The organism is Dyadobacter alkalitolerans DSM 23607, assembly GCF_000428845.1.
Taxonomy (GTDB): Bacteria; Bacteroidota; Bacteroidia; order Cytophagales; family Spirosomataceae; genus Dyadobacter; species Dyadobacter alkalitolerans.
The window spans coordinates 413,048-433,400 of the sequence record NZ_AUAS01000002.1; the positions used below are offsets into that span (position 1 = coordinate 413,048).

Annotated in this window: 16 protein-coding genes; 10 read left to right on the forward strand and 6 right to left on the reverse strand. The window is 47.7% G+C overall.

From position 1 onward, the window contains the following. Positions 1–14: 14 nt before the first annotated feature. Positions 15–3,749 (reverse strand): DUF4347 domain-containing protein, encoded by a 3,735-nt coding sequence (locus G395_RS30970; protein ID WP_051349993.1) that lies wholly within the window; start codon positions 3,747–3,749, stop codon positions 15–17. A gap of 110 nt (positions 3,750–3,859) precedes the next feature. Then, complete coding sequence (locus tag G395_RS0104875) at positions 3,860–4,792, reverse strand: D-2-hydroxyacid dehydrogenase (protein WP_026629042.1); 933 nt, start codon at positions 4,790–4,792, stop codon at positions 3,860–3,862. 265 nt (positions 4,793–5,057) lie between these two features. On the opposite strand from G395_RS0104875, the gene G395_RS0104880 reads away from it, so the two are divergent. The 6 genes from G395_RS0104880 (at position 5,058) to G395_RS0104905 (ending at position 10,629) form a co-directional block, all read left to right on the forward strand. After that, entirely contained in the window at positions 5,058–6,302 is a 1,245-nt protein-coding gene (locus G395_RS0104880; RefSeq protein ID WP_026629043.1) for a condensation domain-containing protein, read from the forward strand. Between the two features lie 130 nt (positions 6,303–6,432). Further along, positions 6,433–7,221, forward strand: a complete 789-nt coding sequence (locus G395_RS0104885; protein ID WP_026629044.1) for an SDR family oxidoreductase — start codon at positions 6,433–6,435, stop codon at positions 7,219–7,221. A 64-nt stretch (positions 7,222–7,285) separates the two neighbouring features. Continuing rightward, a complete protein-coding gene (locus tag G395_RS0104890; RefSeq protein ID WP_026629045.1) occupies positions 7,286–7,609 on the forward strand; it encodes a nuclear transport factor 2 family protein in 324 nt (107 codons plus the stop codon). 90 nt (positions 7,610–7,699) lie between these two features. Further along, entirely contained in the window at positions 7,700–8,629 is a 930-nt protein-coding gene (locus G395_RS0104895; protein ID WP_026629046.1) for a hypothetical protein, read from the forward strand. 149 nt (positions 8,630–8,778) lie between these two features. Next, on the forward strand, positions 8,779–9,684 hold the full coding sequence (locus G395_RS0104900; protein WP_026629047.1) for an alpha/beta fold hydrolase: 906 nt from the start codon (positions 8,779–8,781) through the stop codon (positions 9,682–9,684). A gap of 96 nt (positions 9,685–9,780) precedes the next feature. Beyond that, positions 9,781–10,629, forward strand: coding sequence for a helix-turn-helix domain-containing protein (locus G395_RS0104905; protein ID WP_026629048.1), 849 nt, complete (start codon positions 9,781–9,783; stop codon positions 10,627–10,629). A 49-nt stretch (positions 10,630–10,678) separates the two neighbouring features. Here G395_RS0104905 and G395_RS0104910 read toward each other — a convergent pair whose 3' ends face one another. The 3 genes from G395_RS0104910 to G395_RS28590 all read right to left on the reverse strand — a co-directional run bounded on the left by G395_RS0104910 (position 10,679) and on the right by G395_RS28590 (position 12,044). Beyond that, positions 10,679–11,146 carry an RES family NAD+ phosphorylase gene (locus G395_RS0104910; protein WP_026629049.1) on the reverse strand — a complete coding sequence of 156 codons (468 nt, stop codon included), beginning with the start codon at positions 11,144–11,146 and terminating at the stop codon, positions 10,679–10,681. A 2-nt stretch (positions 11,147–11,148) separates the two neighbouring features. Continuing rightward, positions 11,149–11,583, reverse strand: a complete 435-nt coding sequence (locus G395_RS0104915) for an Xre family toxin-antitoxin system antitoxin (RefSeq protein WP_035360399.1) — start codon at positions 11,581–11,583, stop codon at positions 11,149–11,151. A 101-nt stretch (positions 11,584–11,684) separates the two neighbouring features. Then, positions 11,685–12,044 carry a DUF4174 domain-containing protein gene (locus tag G395_RS28590; RefSeq protein WP_051349994.1) on the reverse strand — a complete coding sequence of 120 codons (360 nt, stop codon included), beginning with the start codon at positions 12,042–12,044 and terminating at the stop codon, positions 11,685–11,687. A gap of 185 nt (positions 12,045–12,229) precedes the next feature. Between G395_RS28590 and G395_RS0104925 the strand changes: the two genes are divergently transcribed. Together G395_RS0104925 and G395_RS0104930 are read left to right on the forward strand one after the other, a co-directional pair. After that, positions 12,230–13,459 (forward strand): exo-beta-N-acetylmuramidase NamZ family protein, encoded by a 1,230-nt coding sequence (locus G395_RS0104925; protein WP_026629051.1) that lies wholly within the window; start codon positions 12,230–12,232, stop codon positions 13,457–13,459. A gap of 71 nt (positions 13,460–13,530) precedes the next feature. Beyond that, entirely contained in the window at positions 13,531–15,930 is a 2,400-nt protein-coding gene (locus G395_RS0104930; protein WP_026629052.1) for an ABC transporter permease, read from the forward strand. Between the two features lie 26 nt (positions 15,931–15,956). Here the strand turns inward: G395_RS0104930 and G395_RS0104935 are convergent, their stop codons facing one another. Next, entirely contained in the window at positions 15,957–18,461 is a 2,505-nt protein-coding gene (locus G395_RS0104935; RefSeq protein WP_026629053.1) for a phosphocholine-specific phospholipase C, read from the reverse strand. Between the two features lie 270 nt (positions 18,462–18,731). Between G395_RS0104935 and G395_RS0104945 the strand changes: the two genes are divergently transcribed. Both G395_RS0104945 and G395_RS28595 read left to right on the forward strand, forming a co-directional pair. Next, positions 18,732–19,427 carry a ferredoxin reductase domain-containing protein gene (locus tag G395_RS0104945; protein ID WP_026629054.1) on the forward strand — a complete coding sequence of 232 codons (696 nt, stop codon included), beginning with the start codon at positions 18,732–18,734 and terminating at the stop codon, positions 19,425–19,427. 12 nt (positions 19,428–19,439) lie between these two features. Further along, positions 19,440–20,342, forward strand: a complete 903-nt coding sequence (locus G395_RS28595) for an AraC family transcriptional regulator (protein WP_051349995.1) — start codon at positions 19,440–19,442, stop codon at positions 20,340–20,342. Positions 20,343–20,353 lie beyond the last annotated feature (11 nt).

The following is a 20,353-nucleotide window of genomic DNA, read 5'->3' on the forward strand; positions in this document are numbered from 1 at the left end:
TAAATCAGGGCAACTCAGTATTTTGCGAAATGAAAAGTTGAAACCCTGTTGTCGACCCCGGTTGCTTTCAGTATAAAAATACCTTTTGGCAGCGCTTTTACATCGATACCTGCACTTGTATATTCCCCTGAATAATGCAGTAAGCCGGATGTTGAATAGATCTGCACCGACTGTATGGTCCCGGCAGCAGGAGCATCAAGAAAAACCCTGTCTGTCACCGGGTTAGGATAACCCTTCACCTGCCCCTTGGAATCTGCAAAGCGCACGTGTTCTATCTTGCTGAATGCGAATGTGCCGTCGGTGTCCACCATACGAAGCCGGTAGAAGTTGTCGGCATGCAGCGGCAGCGGATCAATAAAGCGGTAACGCTGGATTTCTGAATTTTCGTTACGCGTAGCAACGGAACCGATTTTTTCCCAAACCTTTCCTTCTGCACTACGCTGAATTTCGAAGTGGCTGCTATTGACCTCGCTTGAAGTTGTCCAAGCCAGCTCCACGGCAGATTCATTTTTTGAAGCCTTGAAATCCACAAGGGTAACCGGCATAGGATCGTTGATAGCCCTAATCGTGAATTTGCCGTCGGTATAAGAGGTTTCCCATATCAATGGCGCGATATCCGGTAGGTTTACCGTTGCGAATGTTCCGGTAATGGTGCCTGCATCCAGAAGAATAAATGCATCACCCAGTGCAGGCGTGAAACCGTTGATAAATGATACTGTTATCGTCCCTCCTGCCGTGAATGGCCCGGACTGAAACTGGTCATAACCTGTAATAGCGGTGGTTCCGCCGATCTCTACCAGCAGCGTTCCTGTATTGGCAAACTCGCTGGCAAACGCAAGCGTGCCCGGCGATTCACCCGGGGCCAGCGTACCTGCATTGGTAAATGAATTGTGTAAAAATGTGGCATTACCGCGGATCTCGCCGTTGTTGTCAAAACTGCCGCTAATGGAATGTACCCCAGTGCCCGATTGCAACAGCCCGTTCACAGTAAAGTTATTTACGTTGAAGGAGATGTTATCCGGCATCCGCATGGTATGCCCGCTGGTAACGACCGTACTTGCCGCACTGGCATCGGGAAAAGAAGATGCCGTAATCCAAAAGCTGTTGTCCTGAGAAGATTGCCAGTTGCCGGGAGTGTTCCAGGTGCCATCTGTGGCTGCCGTCCTGTAAGAATCACCTGCGTTTGAAACCTTATAAATCGTATAGGCATTTGCCGAGGTGAATGCGGCATTCAGGTTGGGTATCGTACCGGTTAGTCCCGTGACCTCCAGCTTAATGCTCCCGTTTCCGCTTCCGGTATTTATAGTAACATCATACGTTGTCCCCGACCCCGAAATGCCCGAAACCGATGCGCCAGAAACACCGCTCGTCGACAGCGTAAAAACAGAAGCGTCTTCAATCGTTACACTTTGCGCAAACACAACCTGATAACTGACAGTGCCCTCATTCGTCGGATTGGAGGAAAGCTGGGTAACGGAAGTTACACTTGTTTGCGTATAAAAGTTAATTTCGCTGCCATAGGAAGTTCCTATTGAATTGGTTGCATAAGCACGCAGATAAATGCGCGTTCCTGCGGGCAGCCCTGTCACTGTTGTACTGAAAGCACCATTGCCGGAACCGATCCCGACCTTATTGGCCAGCTCGATAGTAGGCGCCGCCGATGTACTCCACACAATGCCATAATCCGTGACGGCAGCACCGCCGTTGGCCGTCACTTCACCGCCGACTTTGGCAGTGGTCAGCGCAATTTCACTCGCGGAAGCCGTGGTAACAGTAGGCGCTACGGCAGGTATACCGGTAGTAAATCTCAGCCAGGTAGCACTGCTCACACCCTCGAAAATACGGCCGTCGGTGTCGGCAAATGCGGCTTTGTCAACGATAACATAGTAAGTCGTGCCACCCTCCAGGTCTGTTGCGGGATCCATCGTAATTGTGTTTGAGCCACTGCCGGTAACCTGCGCACTATTCGCCGCAATGGTGGCAAAGACTGCATCGTCATACAGGCGGCGGATCTGAATGTACTTGCCTGCTGCACCGGTAACTGCCTGGTTGAATGTCAGCGAAATGTTGCTGCTCACGGATATCCCCGTTGCAGCGTTGGTCGGGCTGGTAGCAGTGATCCGGGGTGGCGCGCCGTTCTGACGGAAGAAATATTTCTGGTTTGCGCCAGTGTAGTTGGTCGTAAACACATCCACATCGTCATCATTATCCCAGTCGGCTACGAAGGATTTTATTGCATTATTATAAAAAGCGCCCGAGTTCGGAAGCGAATTGAAAGGGTTCCCGGCGCCTGTCACCTGCGTAAAAGCGCCGCTGCCATTGTTCCGCCAGAAAACAAGCGTTTCCGAGCCATCAGAAGTATGCAGATCGATATCTCCGTCCGAATCGAAGTCTCCGGAAAGAATCTGGTTATCACTGGCTATTGTCATGCCGTTGAAAGGATTTGCGCCTCCCGTCTGTTTTGAATATACGCCATTGTCATTGCGGTAGTAGTCTCTCACCGAAGTTCCGCCGATCCTGCTTACAAAAATATCGACATCACCGTCATTGTCCCAGTCTTCCACGTAGGCATACTGCACACTTGAAAAAGCAGCTTTGCCAGGCAGACCGTCAAAAGGATTTTGCGGGCCCGTCACTTTGCTGAACGCACCGCTGCCATTATTGCGCCAGAACTCGTTATCAAGATTATTTCCAGGATAGTTATGCAAATCAACATCTCCATCATTATCGAAATCGCCAAAGATCAGCTGATTGTTACCGCTCACATTAATGCCGCTGAACGGGCTTGAAGCGCCACTCAGCAACACGTATTTTCCATTGTCATTGCGGTAATAAAAGTTCTTTTCGTTCTGATTGGCGTTACGCATCGGGACGTAGATATCATCGTCGCCATCATTGTCCCAGTCTGCCACAAACGCACCCGAGGCAGAATAGAAAACGGCATTCTCATTGATGTTTTGAAATGGATCCGCAGAACCGGTCACTTTTGCAAATGATCCGCTGCCGTTGTTTTGCCAAAATTCGTTAACGGTTCCTCCCGGATAGGAATGAATGTCAATGTCACCATCCGCATCAAAATCCCCGTAAATCAGCTGATCGTCACCAGAGATTGTAATGCCGTTGAATGGGCTTGCCCCGCCAGTAAGCTGTGAGAAGGTCGGCACAAGTAAGCCATTGAATTTCAAGATCGTAAGGACCTGCTCTTTAACTATCTTACCAACAACATATTCGAGGTCCCAGTCTCCGCCGCGGCGAGCTGAGCCTGTTTGGTCGTTGGAAGCGGCCACGGGCACACCGAGCATACGGTGGATCCGCTGTACGAAACCCTCCCCGCTGCGGCTTGCAGTAAGCTCGCAGCTGTAAATAAGCAAACTTGATTTGCCCACTTCAAGCACATTACCCAAACTTTGCCAAAAGCTGTTGTGCTCTGCAATATTGGCATCATTAAGCTGGGTCTGACCAAGCACAAAATTGCCGTCCGTACCATGCGTCATAATGTGCACGCGTTCGGCCTTGCCCTGCGTTGCAAGCTGTTTTGTTAATTTTTGAAAACCTTCCCGGCTATTCGAAACATAAATCACTTCTGATCCGGGACTCAGCCCATCCGCCAGGGAGCGGAAATCTTTCAGAGATTCGTCAATGATGACCAGGTCGGAAACCGTTTTTCGGCTGAATTTTTGATAGGTTACTATCGAAAAAGCGAGCAATGATAGTAAAAAAAAGGAGAGCGTAAAGGTTCGTTTCTTCATATATAGGGAGTAGAAATAGTTGATTATAAGCTAAAACTGAAATCAACACCTTTCATACCCATATATGAAGTAAACTTTATTTAATTGTACGTTCTCCTCTTCCTGCCTAATTAATAACCCTTCGAGAGATCGACCTCATCGGCAATCTCCTCGCTTTTCAGGTATTTCTGAACATTATCGACAAATTTGGCAACCTTATCGCGATCACGCATTTTGTGCGCCGCGCCTGTGTGCTGGGTGAGGATTACATTTGTCATTGGCCAAAGTCTGGAATCTTCCGGAAGAGGTTCCTTTTCCGTTACGTCCAGAACAGCACCAGCCAATCTGCCGCTTTCCAAAGCTTTGATCAAAGCCTCCTCATCCGTGGTGTTGCCGCGCCCAATGCTTGCATAAAGCGCACCTTCTTTCATGGCATCAAAAAAGTCTTTGCCCGCATATTTATCCAAATTCCCAGGTAATGTATTGACTACTAAATCAGTATCCGGAAGCTGGGCAAGCAGGTCATCAAAGGAATGAATGTCTGCATCCGGGTCGCTTTTCGCAGTCATCTGCACATTGCATCCGAATGCTTCCAGCATTTTTCCAACATTTTCACCGATGGCACCGGATCCCAGGATAATCACCTGCTTTTCTCCTAAAATGGAAAGTTCGTTCTCAACTGCCTCCCCCTCCCATTTTCTGTTGATCTGATTTCTAACCATGAGATGAACGCCCCTGTAAAAGCCAAGGATGCCAGCAAGAATAGTCTCCGCACATGCTGCGGCTGACATATCGCCTACATTAGCAGCCTTACCCTTGAATTGCAAATCCTTATACTGCTCAAAACCCACATTTTCGAGTTGCCAGAATTTGAGACTTTCCGGAATGTCCTGGAAAGAATCCGCAGGTGGATTGCCAATCAGAATTTCAGCAGACGCTATCTCCTGCATCACTTCCTCATCGGAAAGCTCGCCTTTGGTTACGATGTCCGCATCTTCGGGAAGCTGTTTTTTTAGTTCTTCCAAATATTTTTCTTGCAGGTCTGCATAAATAACAATCTTCATAAAATTCGGTTAAAGTAAGAATCATTGCCTCCTGAGCCGGGCATCCGCTTGTGGCTGCCCTCTTAAATAACCGCGCCAGCAGCCTGTTGCCACGCGTATTCGTACCGGACATTGCAAAACAGAATCAGCGAATGCAATAGGATGGCGAAATGTGCATGACTGCTCGACTTTTGTCCATTCTATCCGGCTTCCCAACCTGCCAATTTTGCATTCGGTACAGGGTAGCGGAATGTCCCGCGCCCGTCATCATAACTCATAATACATCATGAAAAGACAACAGAACCGCACCCTGGGTGCATTCGAAAAGGCGTTTTGGCTGCTGGACCAAATCGATTCCAAGGACTTCGCGCTCGCCGCAGACATTTCGGGCACATTACCCATTGAAAAATGGCGCAACGCACTGGATATGGCACAGAAGCGCCACCCGAACCTTTCTGTACGGGTTAGCCTCGATGAGCTGTCGAGGCCTGTATTGCAGCATGTAGAAAACATTACCATTCCGCTCCGGGTGGTGCATGTGGAGCAGGATTATCGCTGGGAACAGGAAGTCGAGAAGGAGCTTTCTGTGCGGTTTAATACGGAAGAAGCTCCGCTATTAAGGGTCGTTCTGGTGCAGAAACCAGAGCGCACTGTCCTGATTCTGGCAGCCAATCACACCGTCGCCGATGGGTCGTCATTGAGCTTTTTGACCCGGGATATATTGCTTGCCGTCACGGGAAAACAGCTAGAACCCATGGAACCGCAAGTGTCCAACGACCAGACGCTTAACCTCCCGGAAGACCTCCCTGCCCAGACCGCAGGCGAAGTGCTGGAACTGAAAATGAAAACGGACATTGTGCAGCCGCTGATTTCATCCATCCGTATTTCTGAAAAAATTACCCGGAACCTGCTTGAAAAAGCCAGGCAAGAAAACACAACCGTTCACGGTGCCATTTGTGCAGCAGTGCTATTGGCGTCCAGGCAGATGCGTAAAGAATGGGATGAAGCCAGAATGGAGCTGGTCTCGCCCGTTTGCACAAGAGGGCCGCTGAATCTGGACGATAACTTTGGCCTTAATATCACGACGCAATCTGTGTTTTTTGAAAAGCAGCCGGATTTAACATTCTGGGATCTGGCCAGACTTGCAAAGGCCGGGCTCGATGGGACCAATTCACCGGAATATGTAAACGGCTATCTGTCCTTTTTCCGCGACATTGTATTTGGGCACAATGATATGCAGCAAATGATTGATGTTTTAAAAACCGCATTCAACCATCACATTATGGTGACCAACCTGGTAAAAGTGCGTTATCAAACGGATTTTGGGCCTTTGAAGCTGGAAGCGCTTTATGGTCCGATGGTGCGCTCCGGAAAAGGAATGGAACAGACCATCGGCGCATTAACAACCAATGGCGCCCTTTGCCTGACCAATACAAGCGACAATCCTATCCCTGGCTTGCTCGCTGAAATAGAGCGCATGCTGACAGAAGCTTCTCAGTTGAAATCAAATGCTGCATGTCCTTTTGGATAAGTGTTCGTAAGCGATGATTGTGCTGATCGATTCAGATAGGGATAAATTTATCCCTATCTGAATCGTAAATCCCTACTTGTCAGCAATAAGCATTGTGCTGAAATTTGTCCTAAACAAATGAACAAAGTTTATGGACTTCAATTTCGAAAACGAACTGACAGGTAAAGTTGCGCTGGTAACCGGCGGAAGCAAAGGCGCAGGCAAAGCAATCGCAGAACGACTACGGAATGCAGGCGCAACCGTCATCATTACCGCAAGGAACGAGCCGGAGGATAAAAGCAACGGCTTCCATTTCATAGCAGCGGATTTAAGCAAACCAGACGGGACCCAAAAAGTGGTTTCACAAGTGCATCATCAATTTGGTAGCATTGACATTTTGATCAATAATATGGGTGGCTCAGAAACGCCTGGCGGAGGGTTTGCCGTGCTTTCCGACGAAGATTGGGAGGCCTCGTTTCAAACCAATCTCCTCGCACCCGTACGGCTGGACCGGGGATTCCTGCCCGGCATGATTGAACGTCATGCTGGCGTTATCATCCACATTGCTTCCATCCAGGCGAAGTTGCCATTGTATGACTCTACCCTACCCTACGCGGCGGCAAAGGCGGCTTTGGTCAATTATAGTAAAAGCTTATCCAATGAAGTTGCCTCCAAAGGCGTGCGCGTGCTCGCCGTCTCACCGGGATGGATCATGACGACGGCATCTGCCCGGATGATGAAACGCATTGCCGAGAGTTCAGGCTCGACGGCCGAAGAAGCTGCCAAAGGAGTTATGGACGCGCTGGGCGGCATTCCGTTCGGCAGACCAGCCTGGCCGGAGGAAGTTGCGGAACTCGTGGGCTTTCTGGTTTCGCCCAGGGCAGCTTACCTTACCGGCACCGAATATGTCATCGACGGCGGCACCATACCCACGGTTTAAGCATAGCAATTACCGGTATTTTATTTGAACAAAATCATTTTCAAAAATTAAACTTAAAATAATCATGAAACTTCCTAGTAACATAGAAGGATTTATTCGGGCGCAAAACAATCTGGACAGCACGGCATTTGCCGCTTATTTTACAGAACACGCAACCGTTTCCGATGAAGGTTCGTCTTACTCAGGCAGGGCCGAAATTATAAAATGGATACAAGAGGCGACTGAAAAGTACAATATGCAACTGAAACCCATTGATTTTATACAATCCGGCTCTAAGGGCAAGCTGACCGTTGAAGTGTCCGGTACATTTCCGGGCAGTCCGGCGGTCATGCATTATCACCTGGGTTTTGATGAAAAATTAATCAGTTCATTAAAGATTACAGGATAACATGGAACGCATAATTTCGCAGGAATGCTTCCGGTTCAAATCAACGGAGCTTCCTGCGAAACATTAAATTTTTATAATTCAAATTTACATATGATTGTCAAAATGCGGTTAACCCTGGCCATTTCAGCATTATTTCTACTGTTTTCCTCAACATTCACATCGGCACAAAAGCCGGATTCCAACCGCAAAAACGATCCGGCGCATCGGATTAAAATCGCACCTGAAAGCGTCTTCAAAATGTTCCGGGAGGCTGGAATGCAGCCTGTTAACCACGAGCTGACGCTGGCCCAAAACGAAAAAGTGCGCAATGCTTTTGCAACCTTACCGCCGCTGCATCAACGTATTCTTAAGCAGCATTTGCATAGTATCAGTTTTATGGACAATATGCCCAACACGGCGTTAACCTCACCTGTTGATTCCACTGCTGGACCAAAAATGTTCAACATTACCTTTCGGGCAACTTTATTGGATGAAAATATTTCGGAATGGGCAACATGGAAGGAAAATAGCTGCTTCACGCCTGCCGCTGATTCCAGTTATAAAGTACGCGTAGAAGCGGGAAAGATGGATGCTATCATCTACGTGCTTTTGCACGAAGCTACACACGTTGTTGATGCGGTGATGAACATGACGCCGCATCCTGGCGAAGCCAATGCAGTTGTGGAGCCTACACAATTTACAAAAGATATTTGGCGCCTGATGGATGTGCCGGCTGATCCATACGTTGATTCCCTTTTGGAACAAACGCGTTTCCGCAACGGGAAGCCAATTTCAATCACCCAGGCACCGGAAGTTTATGCAAAGCTCTCGAAAACGCCATTTCCCTCCTTATATGCAATGGCGGCATGGTCTGAGGATATTGCCGAGCTTGCAACCATTTATCACCTCACAACTAAATTGAGATCCCCATTTTATATAGTCGTCACCAAGAATAATAAGGAGTTGGCCAAGTTCGAACCCATGAAAAATGTCCTGGTCAGGCAGCGATTGGGCCAACTAGCGGCCTTTTACAAACCGTAATTTCCTATTCGGGAAAAATGTACAAGGCACATTGCCTTTTATCCATTCTTCTGCGGAATTTAATCCGCCACCTTTGTCATGTCGAAACGCAAAGACAATCGGCTAAGGGTTAGCTGATTAACTCAAACAAATTCAAACTTACCACTCAAATGAAAACTGTTGCCTTGACCATCGCATTCTTGTTAACTTTTATCCAAAGTCAATTTCTATTCGCACAAACGCGCAAGCCGGCATCCGCAGGAAGAGAAGAATACATTGAAGTGGAGAAAAATGTAAAACTCCACGTGATCGACCTCGGCGAAGGCCAGCCGGTGGTGCTCATTCACGGATGGCCGCTGAACAATGCAATGTATGAATATCAATACCAATATCTGGTTGAAAAAGGGTTCAGGGTTATCGGCATTTCCCTCCGCGGTTTCGGTAAATCAGACAGACCTTTTGGAAAATATGACTTCGACACATTCTCCGACGACATTAAAGTGGTGCTGGAAAAATTGAAAATTGAAAATGCAACGCTTGGGGGCTTCTCACTCGGAAGCGCAGTAACACTCCACTTTGTGACGAAATATAACGGAGCGCATATCAGCAAGTTGGCCTTGTTCGGAGCAACAGGCCCATCATGGAAGCAACGCGAGGGCTATCCTTACGGCATCACCGAACAAGGTGCAGCGGACCTGATCAAGCAGACCAAGACGAATCGTCAGCAACTGGTATCCGGTTTTGGCAAAGGCTTTGCCGGACAAGAAGGAAGTTTGTCAGAAGAATCACTCAGATGGTTGGAAAGCATTAACCTGGACGCCTCTCCTTACGCTACTACGCAGGCGATCAAAGCATTAGGCGACCTGGATTTGCGTCCTGAACTAGGAAAAATTAAAATCCCCGTTGCCTTATTCCACGGTGTAAATGACAAATTGTGTGACTTCTCATTGTCAGAACAGCTGCACAAAAGCATCAAAGGTTCTTACCTTGTAAGATTTGAGAAAAGCGGACACGGTTTATTCCTGGAAGAAATGGATAAATTCAACTCTGAACTTGAAAAATTCGCAAGGAAATAAAGCCCTGGCAAAAGCTGTGAACGGAACGACCCCTTCACAGCTTTTGCCTATAACATTTAAACAACATAACATTAACTAATATCTGCGTATATAGCCATGAGTACAACGGTGTTTAACAATAATTCAAAGACATTAGGGCTGCTGCAAGTCACGCAAAACCAAATGGATGCCATCAACGGTCCGGACTATAAGCAATATATCAAGATCCTCTATCTGCCGGCCGGTTATAAGCTCAGGGTAGATTTTGCCTGTTACGACACCTTGCAGCCAACGCTTTTCTTCATAAGCCCTAACCAATATCTTGAAATGGAAGTAACGGGTGAGGAAAGCGGCTATTTCATATTTTACAACCGCGATTTTTACTGCATTCAGATTCACGATCAGGAAGTTGCCTGTGACGGACTTCTGTTCAACAACATCAGGAACATGCCGAAAGTAGAGGCGTCCGCAAACGAAATTGCTTTTTTAGGGTCCTTATTCAAAGACATGATCGAGGAATTCCATTTGAATGACAGCTCGCTGGAAGAAATGGTCCGGACGTATCTCAAACAACTCCTCATCCGCGCAACACGCTCCTGGAAAAGGCAGCATCTGGACAACGCCGTGACGGATCAGCAAAGCGACCTGGAATTTTTCCGCAAATTCACCAGGTTGGTCGAAGAACATTATAAATCCAAACACACCGTCGCCGACTATGCCGATTTCCTGTGCATGGCGCCAAAAACCATTACGCACAAATTCAACCGTCTGCGTCTGCCTCAACCCAACGAAGTGATCAAAAACCGCATTATCCTAGAAGCCAAGCGACTACTGGTCCACACGTCCCTCACCGCCAAAGAAATCGCCTACGACCTGGGCTACAACGACCCCGCCTATTTCAGCAGGCTATTCATGACCAAAACCGGTGAGTCTCCGTCCAATTTCCGTGCGAATTTTGTGGGGTAAGCTGGCGTCGTGGCGCGTTAATTGCACGACCTTCATGTATAACTGACCACTAGCGATATCTTTTCAAAATGTCATCAATCCTGGGATCGGGAACGAGGTTGGTAGTGCCTGCGAGGGTGACGTGCTTATAATCCGGGTGCATGGTGTTGATTACGTAATTGAATGCTTCGGGCATTACTGCGGATGGCACTTTTAAAGCAATGGACTTTGCCTCTTGAAACCACTTGTCTCCTATTGGCAGGCATGCCGTGTAGTCATTGGGATCTCTCCATGAAGGATGCAGGTCATTTACGCTGATTTCCTCGATTGAAACCGGATCCGGAATGGAGATAAACATGATTTGAAAATCATCATTAAACCCAACTCCCTGCCTTCTGACCATATTTTCAAGAAAAGCCAACGGAATGGATTCTGCTGCATATAAGACTTTATTCCCGGCACTGTTCCAGCGCCCCTGCATCCCGGATGCAAACAAAGTGCCGCTATACATTTTATGGACAATCCTGTAAATCAGCATAATTAAACCGGATATCCTTGTGCCAGCTTGTCCAGTTCTTCGGCTAAAAAGTCTACACCTCCTCCTGTCCCCAGCCAATCCGCCGGCTTTTCATTTGAATTCCAAAACGGTTTCTGAAGCCAGTAATTGAACTCGTCCACATTGCCAAAAATCTGCTCGCCCTTTTCAAACAAAGCAATCAACTTCAATAAATGCTCTCCATACAACGGATCAAGCTTTTTCTGAGACTCTTTGTAGTTGCTGATAGTCCTGGAAGAAAGATTAATTAATGCTGCCAGGTTCTTTTCAGGCATTTTGATGGCTTCGGCAAAATCGTAGAATACCTTGGGTTGAAGACCTTTGCGTGCCGAAATAACGATCGCAAAGTTACTTCCCAGATCAAGGTAAGTGAATTTTGCTTTTAAGCTATGGTAAGGCTGGTTACCGGATACTTTCATCGATACTGATCGTTTGATATACGAATATAAGAAATTTTTCTCTATATAAAACGAAAATTTTCACCTGGCAAATACATATTTGTTACCCTTCATCTGCTTTATCAATTCCCCTTCATCTCCTGCCTCCGCATAGGCATGGCGTCGATCTGGCCAAATAACTTTTCAGCTTTTACGATTTCGGATGATCTTAACTTTTCACCGCCATCGCGGCCGATCAGGAGGAATGTGAATGCGGCTGTGCTGTCGATTTTCCATTTTTTCCATTCAGAGACATTTTCCGTTGCATAAACTATGGACTTAACTTCGATATCTCGCTCCTGAATTCCTTTTTGGGAAGCATTGAGCGTTTCTACCTGTGACTTCCACTTCGCTTCTCCACTTTCGTTGTAAAAAAGCAGGACCTTGCGGGGCTGGTCTGTGATCATAGATGCGATGAATATTAATCCAAATAATGTTTTCATACTGAGGTGTGTAATTAAGTTGCCGGTGAGATTGATAAACAACTTAATAGCAATTTACTGACCAATTAAAAGAACAGTCTGTTTTTTAGCATTGTCCCGGTTTTGAAACGGGTAAAATCGTTATCATCTCACATTTAACAGGAAAAGATTCTACATTTAAAGACTTTAAAACAACCCTGCACAAAATGATCAGATCGGTTTTTATATCCTTTTTAATGCTCCTGGCCATGCGCTGCATGGAATCTAACGCGCAAACTGCATCTCCAAAACAAAATAAACCGGATAAGGGGGGAATTATCACCGGTGCAGACCAGACGGACAAATACTTGCAATATCTGAAAGGAATACGAATCGGTCTGGTTGCCAACCAGAGTTCTCTCATCGGCAATAAAAGCAGCGTGGACAGTCTGCTGAGCCTGGGTGTTAACATTGTAAAAGTGTTTGGGCCTGAGCATGGTTTCCGGGGTAACGCCAGTAACGGAGCGGTGGTAAATAATGAAGTTGATGCGAAAACGGGCATTCCGATTATCTCTTTATACGGAAAAAATGAAAAACCCAAAAAAGAACAGCTCGCGGATGTTGACCTGATGGTGTTCGACATCCAGGATGTGGGCTGCCGTTACTATACCAACATTAACACGCTTGAATATGTGATGGAAGCCTGTGCGGAAAACAACAAAGAACTGCTGATCCTCGACAGGCCCAATCCTAACGCATATGTGGTCGACGGGCCGGTGATGACGGATGACAGGTTTAAATCAGCCATTGGAATCCATTATATCCCCATGACACACGGCATGACGATCGGTGAATTTGCCCAATATCTGAATGGTGAAGGATATCTGAAAGAAAAATGCAGGCTCAAAATCATAAAGGTTGCGAACTATGATCATGACCAACCCTATACACTTCCGATCAATCCTTCACCGAATTTGAATACACAGCAGGCCGTAATGCTGTTTCCCAGCTTGTGTATGTTCGAGGGCACGGCAATCAATGAAGGCCGGGGGACGCTTATGCCATTTACTATTTTGGGTGCACCAGCATTGAAAGGCCAATATGCATTCTCATACAAGCCGGTGAGCATTCCGGGCATGAGCGAGCGCCCTAGTCACAAGGACTCTGTTTGTTATGGTCTTGACCTTCGCACCTATGATGTCGACAACCTCCGGGCGAGTCGCCAGATCAACCTGGCCTGGCTCATTGAGTTATACAATGCTTATCCGGATAAAGCACGGTTTTTCTCCCCCGGCCGGGCAAATCAGGATATTTCAGCATTCGACCTACGCATTGGAACCGATACATTAAGGAAGCAGATCATAGCAGGCATGTCGGAAGCGGACATCCGGAAAAGCTGGGAGCCCGGATTGCAAAAATTTAAAACCATAAGGGCAAAATACCTGCTGTATCCATAAGTAGATAAGCTAGTTTTTGTTTTATATGTAATATTGTTATATATAAAACAAAAACTAAACAACGCTACATCATGCTAACACATTACGTAACACTTTCTCTCCGCCGCATGTGGCGGCAGCGCCAGGTCAATGCGATACGGGTATTGAGCCTGGCATTGGGACTGGCAAGCGGGCTGGTGATCTTTTTGGTCGTGAACTATATGTTCAGCTTCGATCGCCATCACCCGCATATGGACCGGACATACTGGGTGGTTACCGACGTTAAAAGGGAAAACGTTATGCCGACAGACGCTGCACCGCGCCCGCTGGCAGACGTGCTCCGCCGCAATTATCCGTTTATCGAGAATGCAACGCGGCTGGAAACGGCATTCGGACGCACCATAAGTGTCCCGGATGGGAAACAGGGCTGGACAAAAAAGTTTAGTGAGGCCCGGAATGTCTGTTTTGCTGAACCTCAGTATTTCGATCACTTTCTGGTAGAATGGATTTCCGGCAATGCAAAAACGGCGCTGAGCCTGCAGAACACCATTGTCATCAGCGAACGTTATGCCAAAAAATACTTCGATCGTGGCGAGCCTATCGGTCGCACATTGCGGCTGGATAACCGGGTAGACCTCACCGTTACGGGCATCATCAAAAACCCGCCCGCCAATACCCAGCTTCGTTACGATGCCTTGATTTCCTATGCAACTATTCCGGGCCTGGAACAAAACGGCGGAATGCAGGATTGGGAAGGCCTGCAAAGCATGTGCTTTGTGCTGCTTCGCGAAGGAACGGCTCCCGGGCAGCTGGTATCTGCGTTGGATGAGGTCCGCAAGAAAAACCTTTCGGCGGAAAAAGCAGCACAATTTGCCTACCATATGCTGCCCCTGGCAGATCTCAATCACGAGCGCAGCGGCATGGCGCCGCGTCCGGTTCTCTATGCATTGATTGCAGTAGGACTGCTTCTGGTGTTTGCATCGTGCATCAATTACATTAACCTAGCCACGGCCCAGGCTTTGCAGAGGGCTCAGGAAGTGGGCGTCCGTAAGGTCATCGGCAGCAGCCAGTTCCAGCTCATCCGGCAGTTTATGCTTGAAACGGTTATGCTTACATTCTTTGCGGTGATCATATCCTTAATGCTTACGCAAATGGCAATGCCCTTTGTTAACCAGACATTGGCTAAGCAGGTGGAAATGCTGCATCCGGCCATTTCCATTCTCGATTTGCTGCACCCCAAAAGCCTGCAATGGTTCCCGACATTGCTCGGAGCCGTGGTCCTGCTGGCAGGTTTGTACCCGGCCCTGGTATTATCAAAATTTAATCCGACAAAGGCACTAGCCGGCCAACTAACAACCCGGACAATCGGCGGTTTCACAATCAGGAGAACATTGATTACCGGTCAGTTTGTCCTCTCGCAATTGTTCCTGATTATCGTCCTGGTGATTTCGGCCCAACTGAAACACATGCAAAAAGTAGACTGGGGTTTCAAACATGAACGGAAGCTGGCTGTATGGCTTTCGCCTGGCAACCGGGCTCCTTATGACCAGTTACGACAAAGCTGGTTGCAGCTGCCCGGCGTGGAAAGTGTGACCTATGCCAGCGATCCTCCTGCTTCTCCGTATAACCGGCCTACACCTTTTAATTACCATATCGCATCCAAACCTGAACCTTTCGAAACGCGCTTGCGGGCCGCAGACGAACATTATCTGTCAACATTCGGATTAACCCTCGTTGCAGGACGCAACTTCCGCTCCACCGACACCACTGCTCAGGAGGTGCTCGTCAACGAAACGCTCGTTCGGCAACTGGGTGTGCTTCCAGGCAATGTTGTGGGCAAGCATATGCGTGTGAAAGATGCGGACCGCATCATAGTAGGAGTCGTCAGGGACTTCCGCATCGGTGACTTGCACCAACCCATTCTGCCCACGACTATTGTCCACGACCTGGGGCACACAATGATGGCCGTGTTAACCTTAGCTCCTAACCATCCGCACGCTACATCGAAAGGCATTGAGGAGGTTTGGGACGAAACAATGCCGCACCAGGTTTACAAAGCCGATTCTCTGGACGATCTGCTGGGATCATTCTTTGACATTGAGCGACTTCTGGCCGGCTTTGTACAAATATCAGCCTTCATAGCAATGGCTATGAGCTGCCTCGGACTGTACGGACTGGTGACCTTCATGGCAGAAGGCCGCGCCAAAGAAATAGGCGTCCGCCGGATCCTCGGTGCGCGGACCCGGCAGTTGCTCTGGATATTTGGTAAAGAATTCGGACGTCTGATTCTGATCGCTTTCCTGATTGCGGCTCCCCTGGGCTGGTGGCTTACAGGAAGTTGGTTGCAGCAGTACGCCCACAGGATCACATCCAGTGGCTGGCTGCTTGCCGCAACATTAGGCATTACAGCGCTGATCACCGCCATCACGATTTTGGGACATGCTTTCAAAGCCGTCATGCAAAATCCGATCAAATATCTCCGGACACAATAATGCAAGATTACTGCCCTGATATATACCTAAACGATCCCGCCCATCAATGGGTCCGTCTTGGTTACTGAGCCGGTTTCAACGTGTCCCGCGAAGCGTTCTTCGAATGTTTCGCTGCCCGCAACTTTCACGCTGAAATCGTACCAGTTGAAATTTTTGGATAGGTTTAAAACCATTGTGGCCTTTCCGCCGGCTGCAATGGTTTTGTTTTGTACGCCTGATTTGTAACTGTTGTCTGCTACGGTAATGCTGTGGGATTTCGCGTCCAGATTTTGAATGTTCACCACGACATGGCCGGTCAATTTTCCGTTTTTGGATTCATAGTCACAAGTCACTTTCAGCAGTGGGTTGCCAGAGTTACCCGTAAACTCGCGATAGAAACCGTTCGGGCCGTAAACGCGGAGATGATAGTTGCCATTTTCAAAATCGCCGATATTCCAGTCGTCGAGCAGTTCGTCGCCTGCTGCCGAGCTGTAATTCCAGGCACGCAGCGTTTCGTTTTGGTAAGGATTCAATGCGTAAACCCTGAAAGGCGCGCCGCTTGATCTGGTCCCGAACACCGCATTACCAGCCTTGAAGGACACCCGGATGCTGTTTTTGGTTTTGTCAAAATGCAGGTTTGAGTAAAGCTCATAAGGCAATGCACAGGCCGGGCGAACGCCTTCTTCCTGGTTTGGAAAATCCTGGGATTTGCGCAGATCTTTGCTCATTTCCGTGATCTCGCTGGCGGTAAGGGATTTGAAATTGTCGGGCGCCTGGCGGAATTGTGCCTGGTGAATGCCTTCTATGAACTCGGTTTTATTAAGAAACGCCGGCTGCTCGATTTTTTCGCCCAGGTAAGGCCGAAAAACAGATGTGAGATCCCCGCAGATGGTTCGGCGCCACTGCGTAATGTTCTCTTCTTTTACTTTTTTATTGAATTTTTTCTCAATAAAATTTTCTAGAAACTGCAAAGAAGATGTGTGGTCAAAAACCTCCGAATTCACAAAGCCGCCGCGGGACCAGGGAGATGCAACGATCATCGGCACGCGGTAACCCAGTCCGATAGGCCCTTCACGGAGCTTGCTCTCGTTCATCGATGGATTTGTTTGCTGACTTTTGGTTGCAAAATCCATTTTCGGATCAATACCTGCGGATACTTTGCCTGAGTTTTCTTTGTAGGGATTAGGGACAGTAAAAGGAGGAACGTGATCGAAATAGCCATCGTTTTCGTCGTAAGTCAGAACAAAGATGGTCTTCTTCCAGACTTCCGGATTTTTGAGCAAAATCTCCATCACTTCACTCACATACCAAGGCCCGAACCAGGGCTCGCCCGGGTGATCGGAAAACCGTGCGGGAGGCATCAGCCAGGAAACGGCAGGCAGTTTTCCACTTTCCACATCGGCCCGGAACTGATGGAATACGTCGCCTTTCGGGACATTCAGCGTCCGCTCCGTTCCGTTATCGTTGTACTGTAACGGTGTTAGCGTGTGAAAATCAGGGTCGTTAATATTGGTGGTAAATGCATTGGTATTCAAACTCTTATGCTTTTCAGAAAGCGCATTGAATGTGTCCTGGTTAAACTTCTGCTGAGCCGTTTCAATGTTGGAAAGCAGCTTCCTGGCAGCTGCAAGTTTTTTACCCGACTGCTCGTCCGCAGGCTGTTTTTCCAGCTCCGCAATCGTTTCTAGTAAGGTTTCTTTTTTTGTTTGCAGATTTGCGATCCCGCCTTCATGGAAGCGCACATTGTATTCTTTGAAATACTCCAGCACATTGGTCCCAAAGTTGCTCAGCCAGCCGCTTTCTTCACTTTTCAGACCGTAACCCATCGTAATTTCATTCTGATAAATTTTCCAGGGAATGCCATTTTCTTCCAGCCTTTCGGGATATGTTTTCCATTCGAGTTCGGGATAGACATAGTTGCTGATATTCCAGAGATGGGCCTTTGCGTCGGGTTCGTTCTGCTCCCGGACCGTTCCTGTCATCCAGTAATAGCGGTTTGGGTGCGTTCCCGTAATGCTCGAACAAAAGTTCTGGTCGCATACAGTGAACGCGTCGGCCATAGAATAATAGAACGGGAAATCGATGCGGTTGCAATAACCCATCGTAAGCGGAATGTCGGCGTATTGCTTCTTGCCTGGCTTTTTGGCGTCGAGCCATCTGTCATATTTCCCCTCGTTCATCGCATCCGTCTGATCCGACCAGCCGTGCGGAATGGAACCCATCCAGGCAACCTTCGTATCCTTGACATTCAAATGAAAAGGTGCATAAGTTTTGCCCGCTTCATTCGACTGGAACCAAACCTTATTTTTATCAGGAAGGTCAATCGCGCGTGGATCATTATAACCCCTTACGCCCTGCAATGTGCCTAACTGATGGTCAAACGAACGGTTTTCGAGCATCAGAAAAACGACGTGCTCGGCGTCATAAAAAGTGCTTCCCGGCGCAGGATCGATCGCCAGTGCTTTTTGAATAACAGGCGGTAACATGTTCGACAACGCGCCCGCGCCTGTCAGTATGGTTGCTTTTTTTAGAAAATCTCTTCTGGAATCCATTGAATTTATGCTTCTGCTTTTACGCTTGAATCGAAATGTGACCATGAACATCAGCTCATGTATTTTTTGCAAAAAACGATTCAAGCAGACTTGAAACAAAGCTGCCTGGATTATCATAATGTTGTGTTTTTGTTGATTAAATAGCGGTCAGCGGACTTTAAGGTTCGGGAACGTGCTGACTTACCCGTTTTTAGTCCACCTATTCATGCCTTTTGTTGGACAAATGGCTTCTCCTTCCCAAATACCTTTGTTCAAAAACAGAAGGTAAAAATGGTTGATATCATAAAAAAAGCGGCATCGGGTTTATTGGAAAGAATGTTTAGCACGGCCATGGTGGTGATGATTAGGACCTGGCCCGGGGCAGATATGTTGGAAATTGATTTGCATCTTCCAGACATTGACATGGATAGCTGGCACTCGATCAAACGCTTAAAGTGCAAGGTGGACACACTCGAATACCGCGATTACACGCCCGCGCTCTGGAACTCGGAAACGAATATTTGTACAATGTTCATTAATAGCGGACATACAGGTGCAGGGAGTCGCTGGGTCCGGACACTCAAATCTGGCGATCAAATTCTGTTCGGGGCCGCCCACGCCGCAGCGCTTCCATCACAGCACGGGCCGGTACTCTGCCTTGCTGATGCCAGTGCGATTGGACATTTCCTGGCATTGAAGCAGCTCACGGACCGCAGTGAACATCCGATGGACGTTGCTGTACTCGTGCATAGCGACTATGAAATCCCGGAAATTTTCAAAGAAGAAAACCCTGAATTTCATTTTGTTGAATGTTCAGGACAAGTCGGCTTTGATCGCTTGGAGCAATGGTTTCTCGGTAAAAACCTGGCGGATTATAATTCGATATATATTGCAGGAAATGTTACCCTGATCAAAACGCTGAGGGGCAAACTGAAAGCAAACCCAAATGTACATGCCCGGATCAAATGCTATGGTTTCTGGTCTTAACAGCCGATAATAATGACAAATCAAGAAATAGAAATCCGTCACTTGCAACACCGCATGACAGGCATTGAGATTGGCCAGGTTTCCGAAGAAGCTTATTTGGATGCTATGTCGGAGAGAGTCCGGGGCCCTCACCGTCACGATCACTATTTCTGCTTCCTGCTGGAAGGAGGATCTATGGGCGGATCAGTCGATTTCCAGGACGTGGACATCAACCAGCCTGCACTTTTACTTTCCTGTCCCGGGCAGGTCCATGATTTCCGGCATGCAGAAAAAGTCACTGGCTGGGCCGTTGCTTTCGATGCAAAGTATATCGATCAAAGCGCCCGCGTGGTAATCGAACATTCCCTTGCAAACATTGCTATCATCATGCTGAATGATGCTGACAAAGAATGGTTTGTGCGCATTTTCCACTTGCTGTCCGCAGCAGTTAATGAAGAGAAACCAGCGCAGTTCCGGCAACAATTAATCCAGTCTCTGCTTGACTCCCTATTTTACAGCGTTGTCAATATTTTTCAATACCAGGAAAATGAGCGTATCCAGGCCGTGTCCTCCCGCAGTGTTCATATCGTCAAAAATTTCAATCTGCTGGTAAAAGCGAATTTTCAAACTTTGAAAAAACCGGCAGATTATGCCGCACAGATGAACATTACGGTGAGTTACCTCAACGACACGGTCAAGTCTATAACCGGGTTTTCATCAACCTGGCTGATCAAACAAGAAGTGTTGCGCGAAGCACAACGCCTGCTTTTTTATACTACAAAGAGTGTGAAAGAAATAGCATTTCAACTTGGGTTTGAAGATCATAAATACTTCATCCGGCTATTCAGCAAGACAATCGGCACTTCACCCGCCAGCTTCCGTAAAACACATGGTGCCGGAAAACAAAAGCACGCAAGTGCCGCCTTAAAGGCATAAATGTACAGATG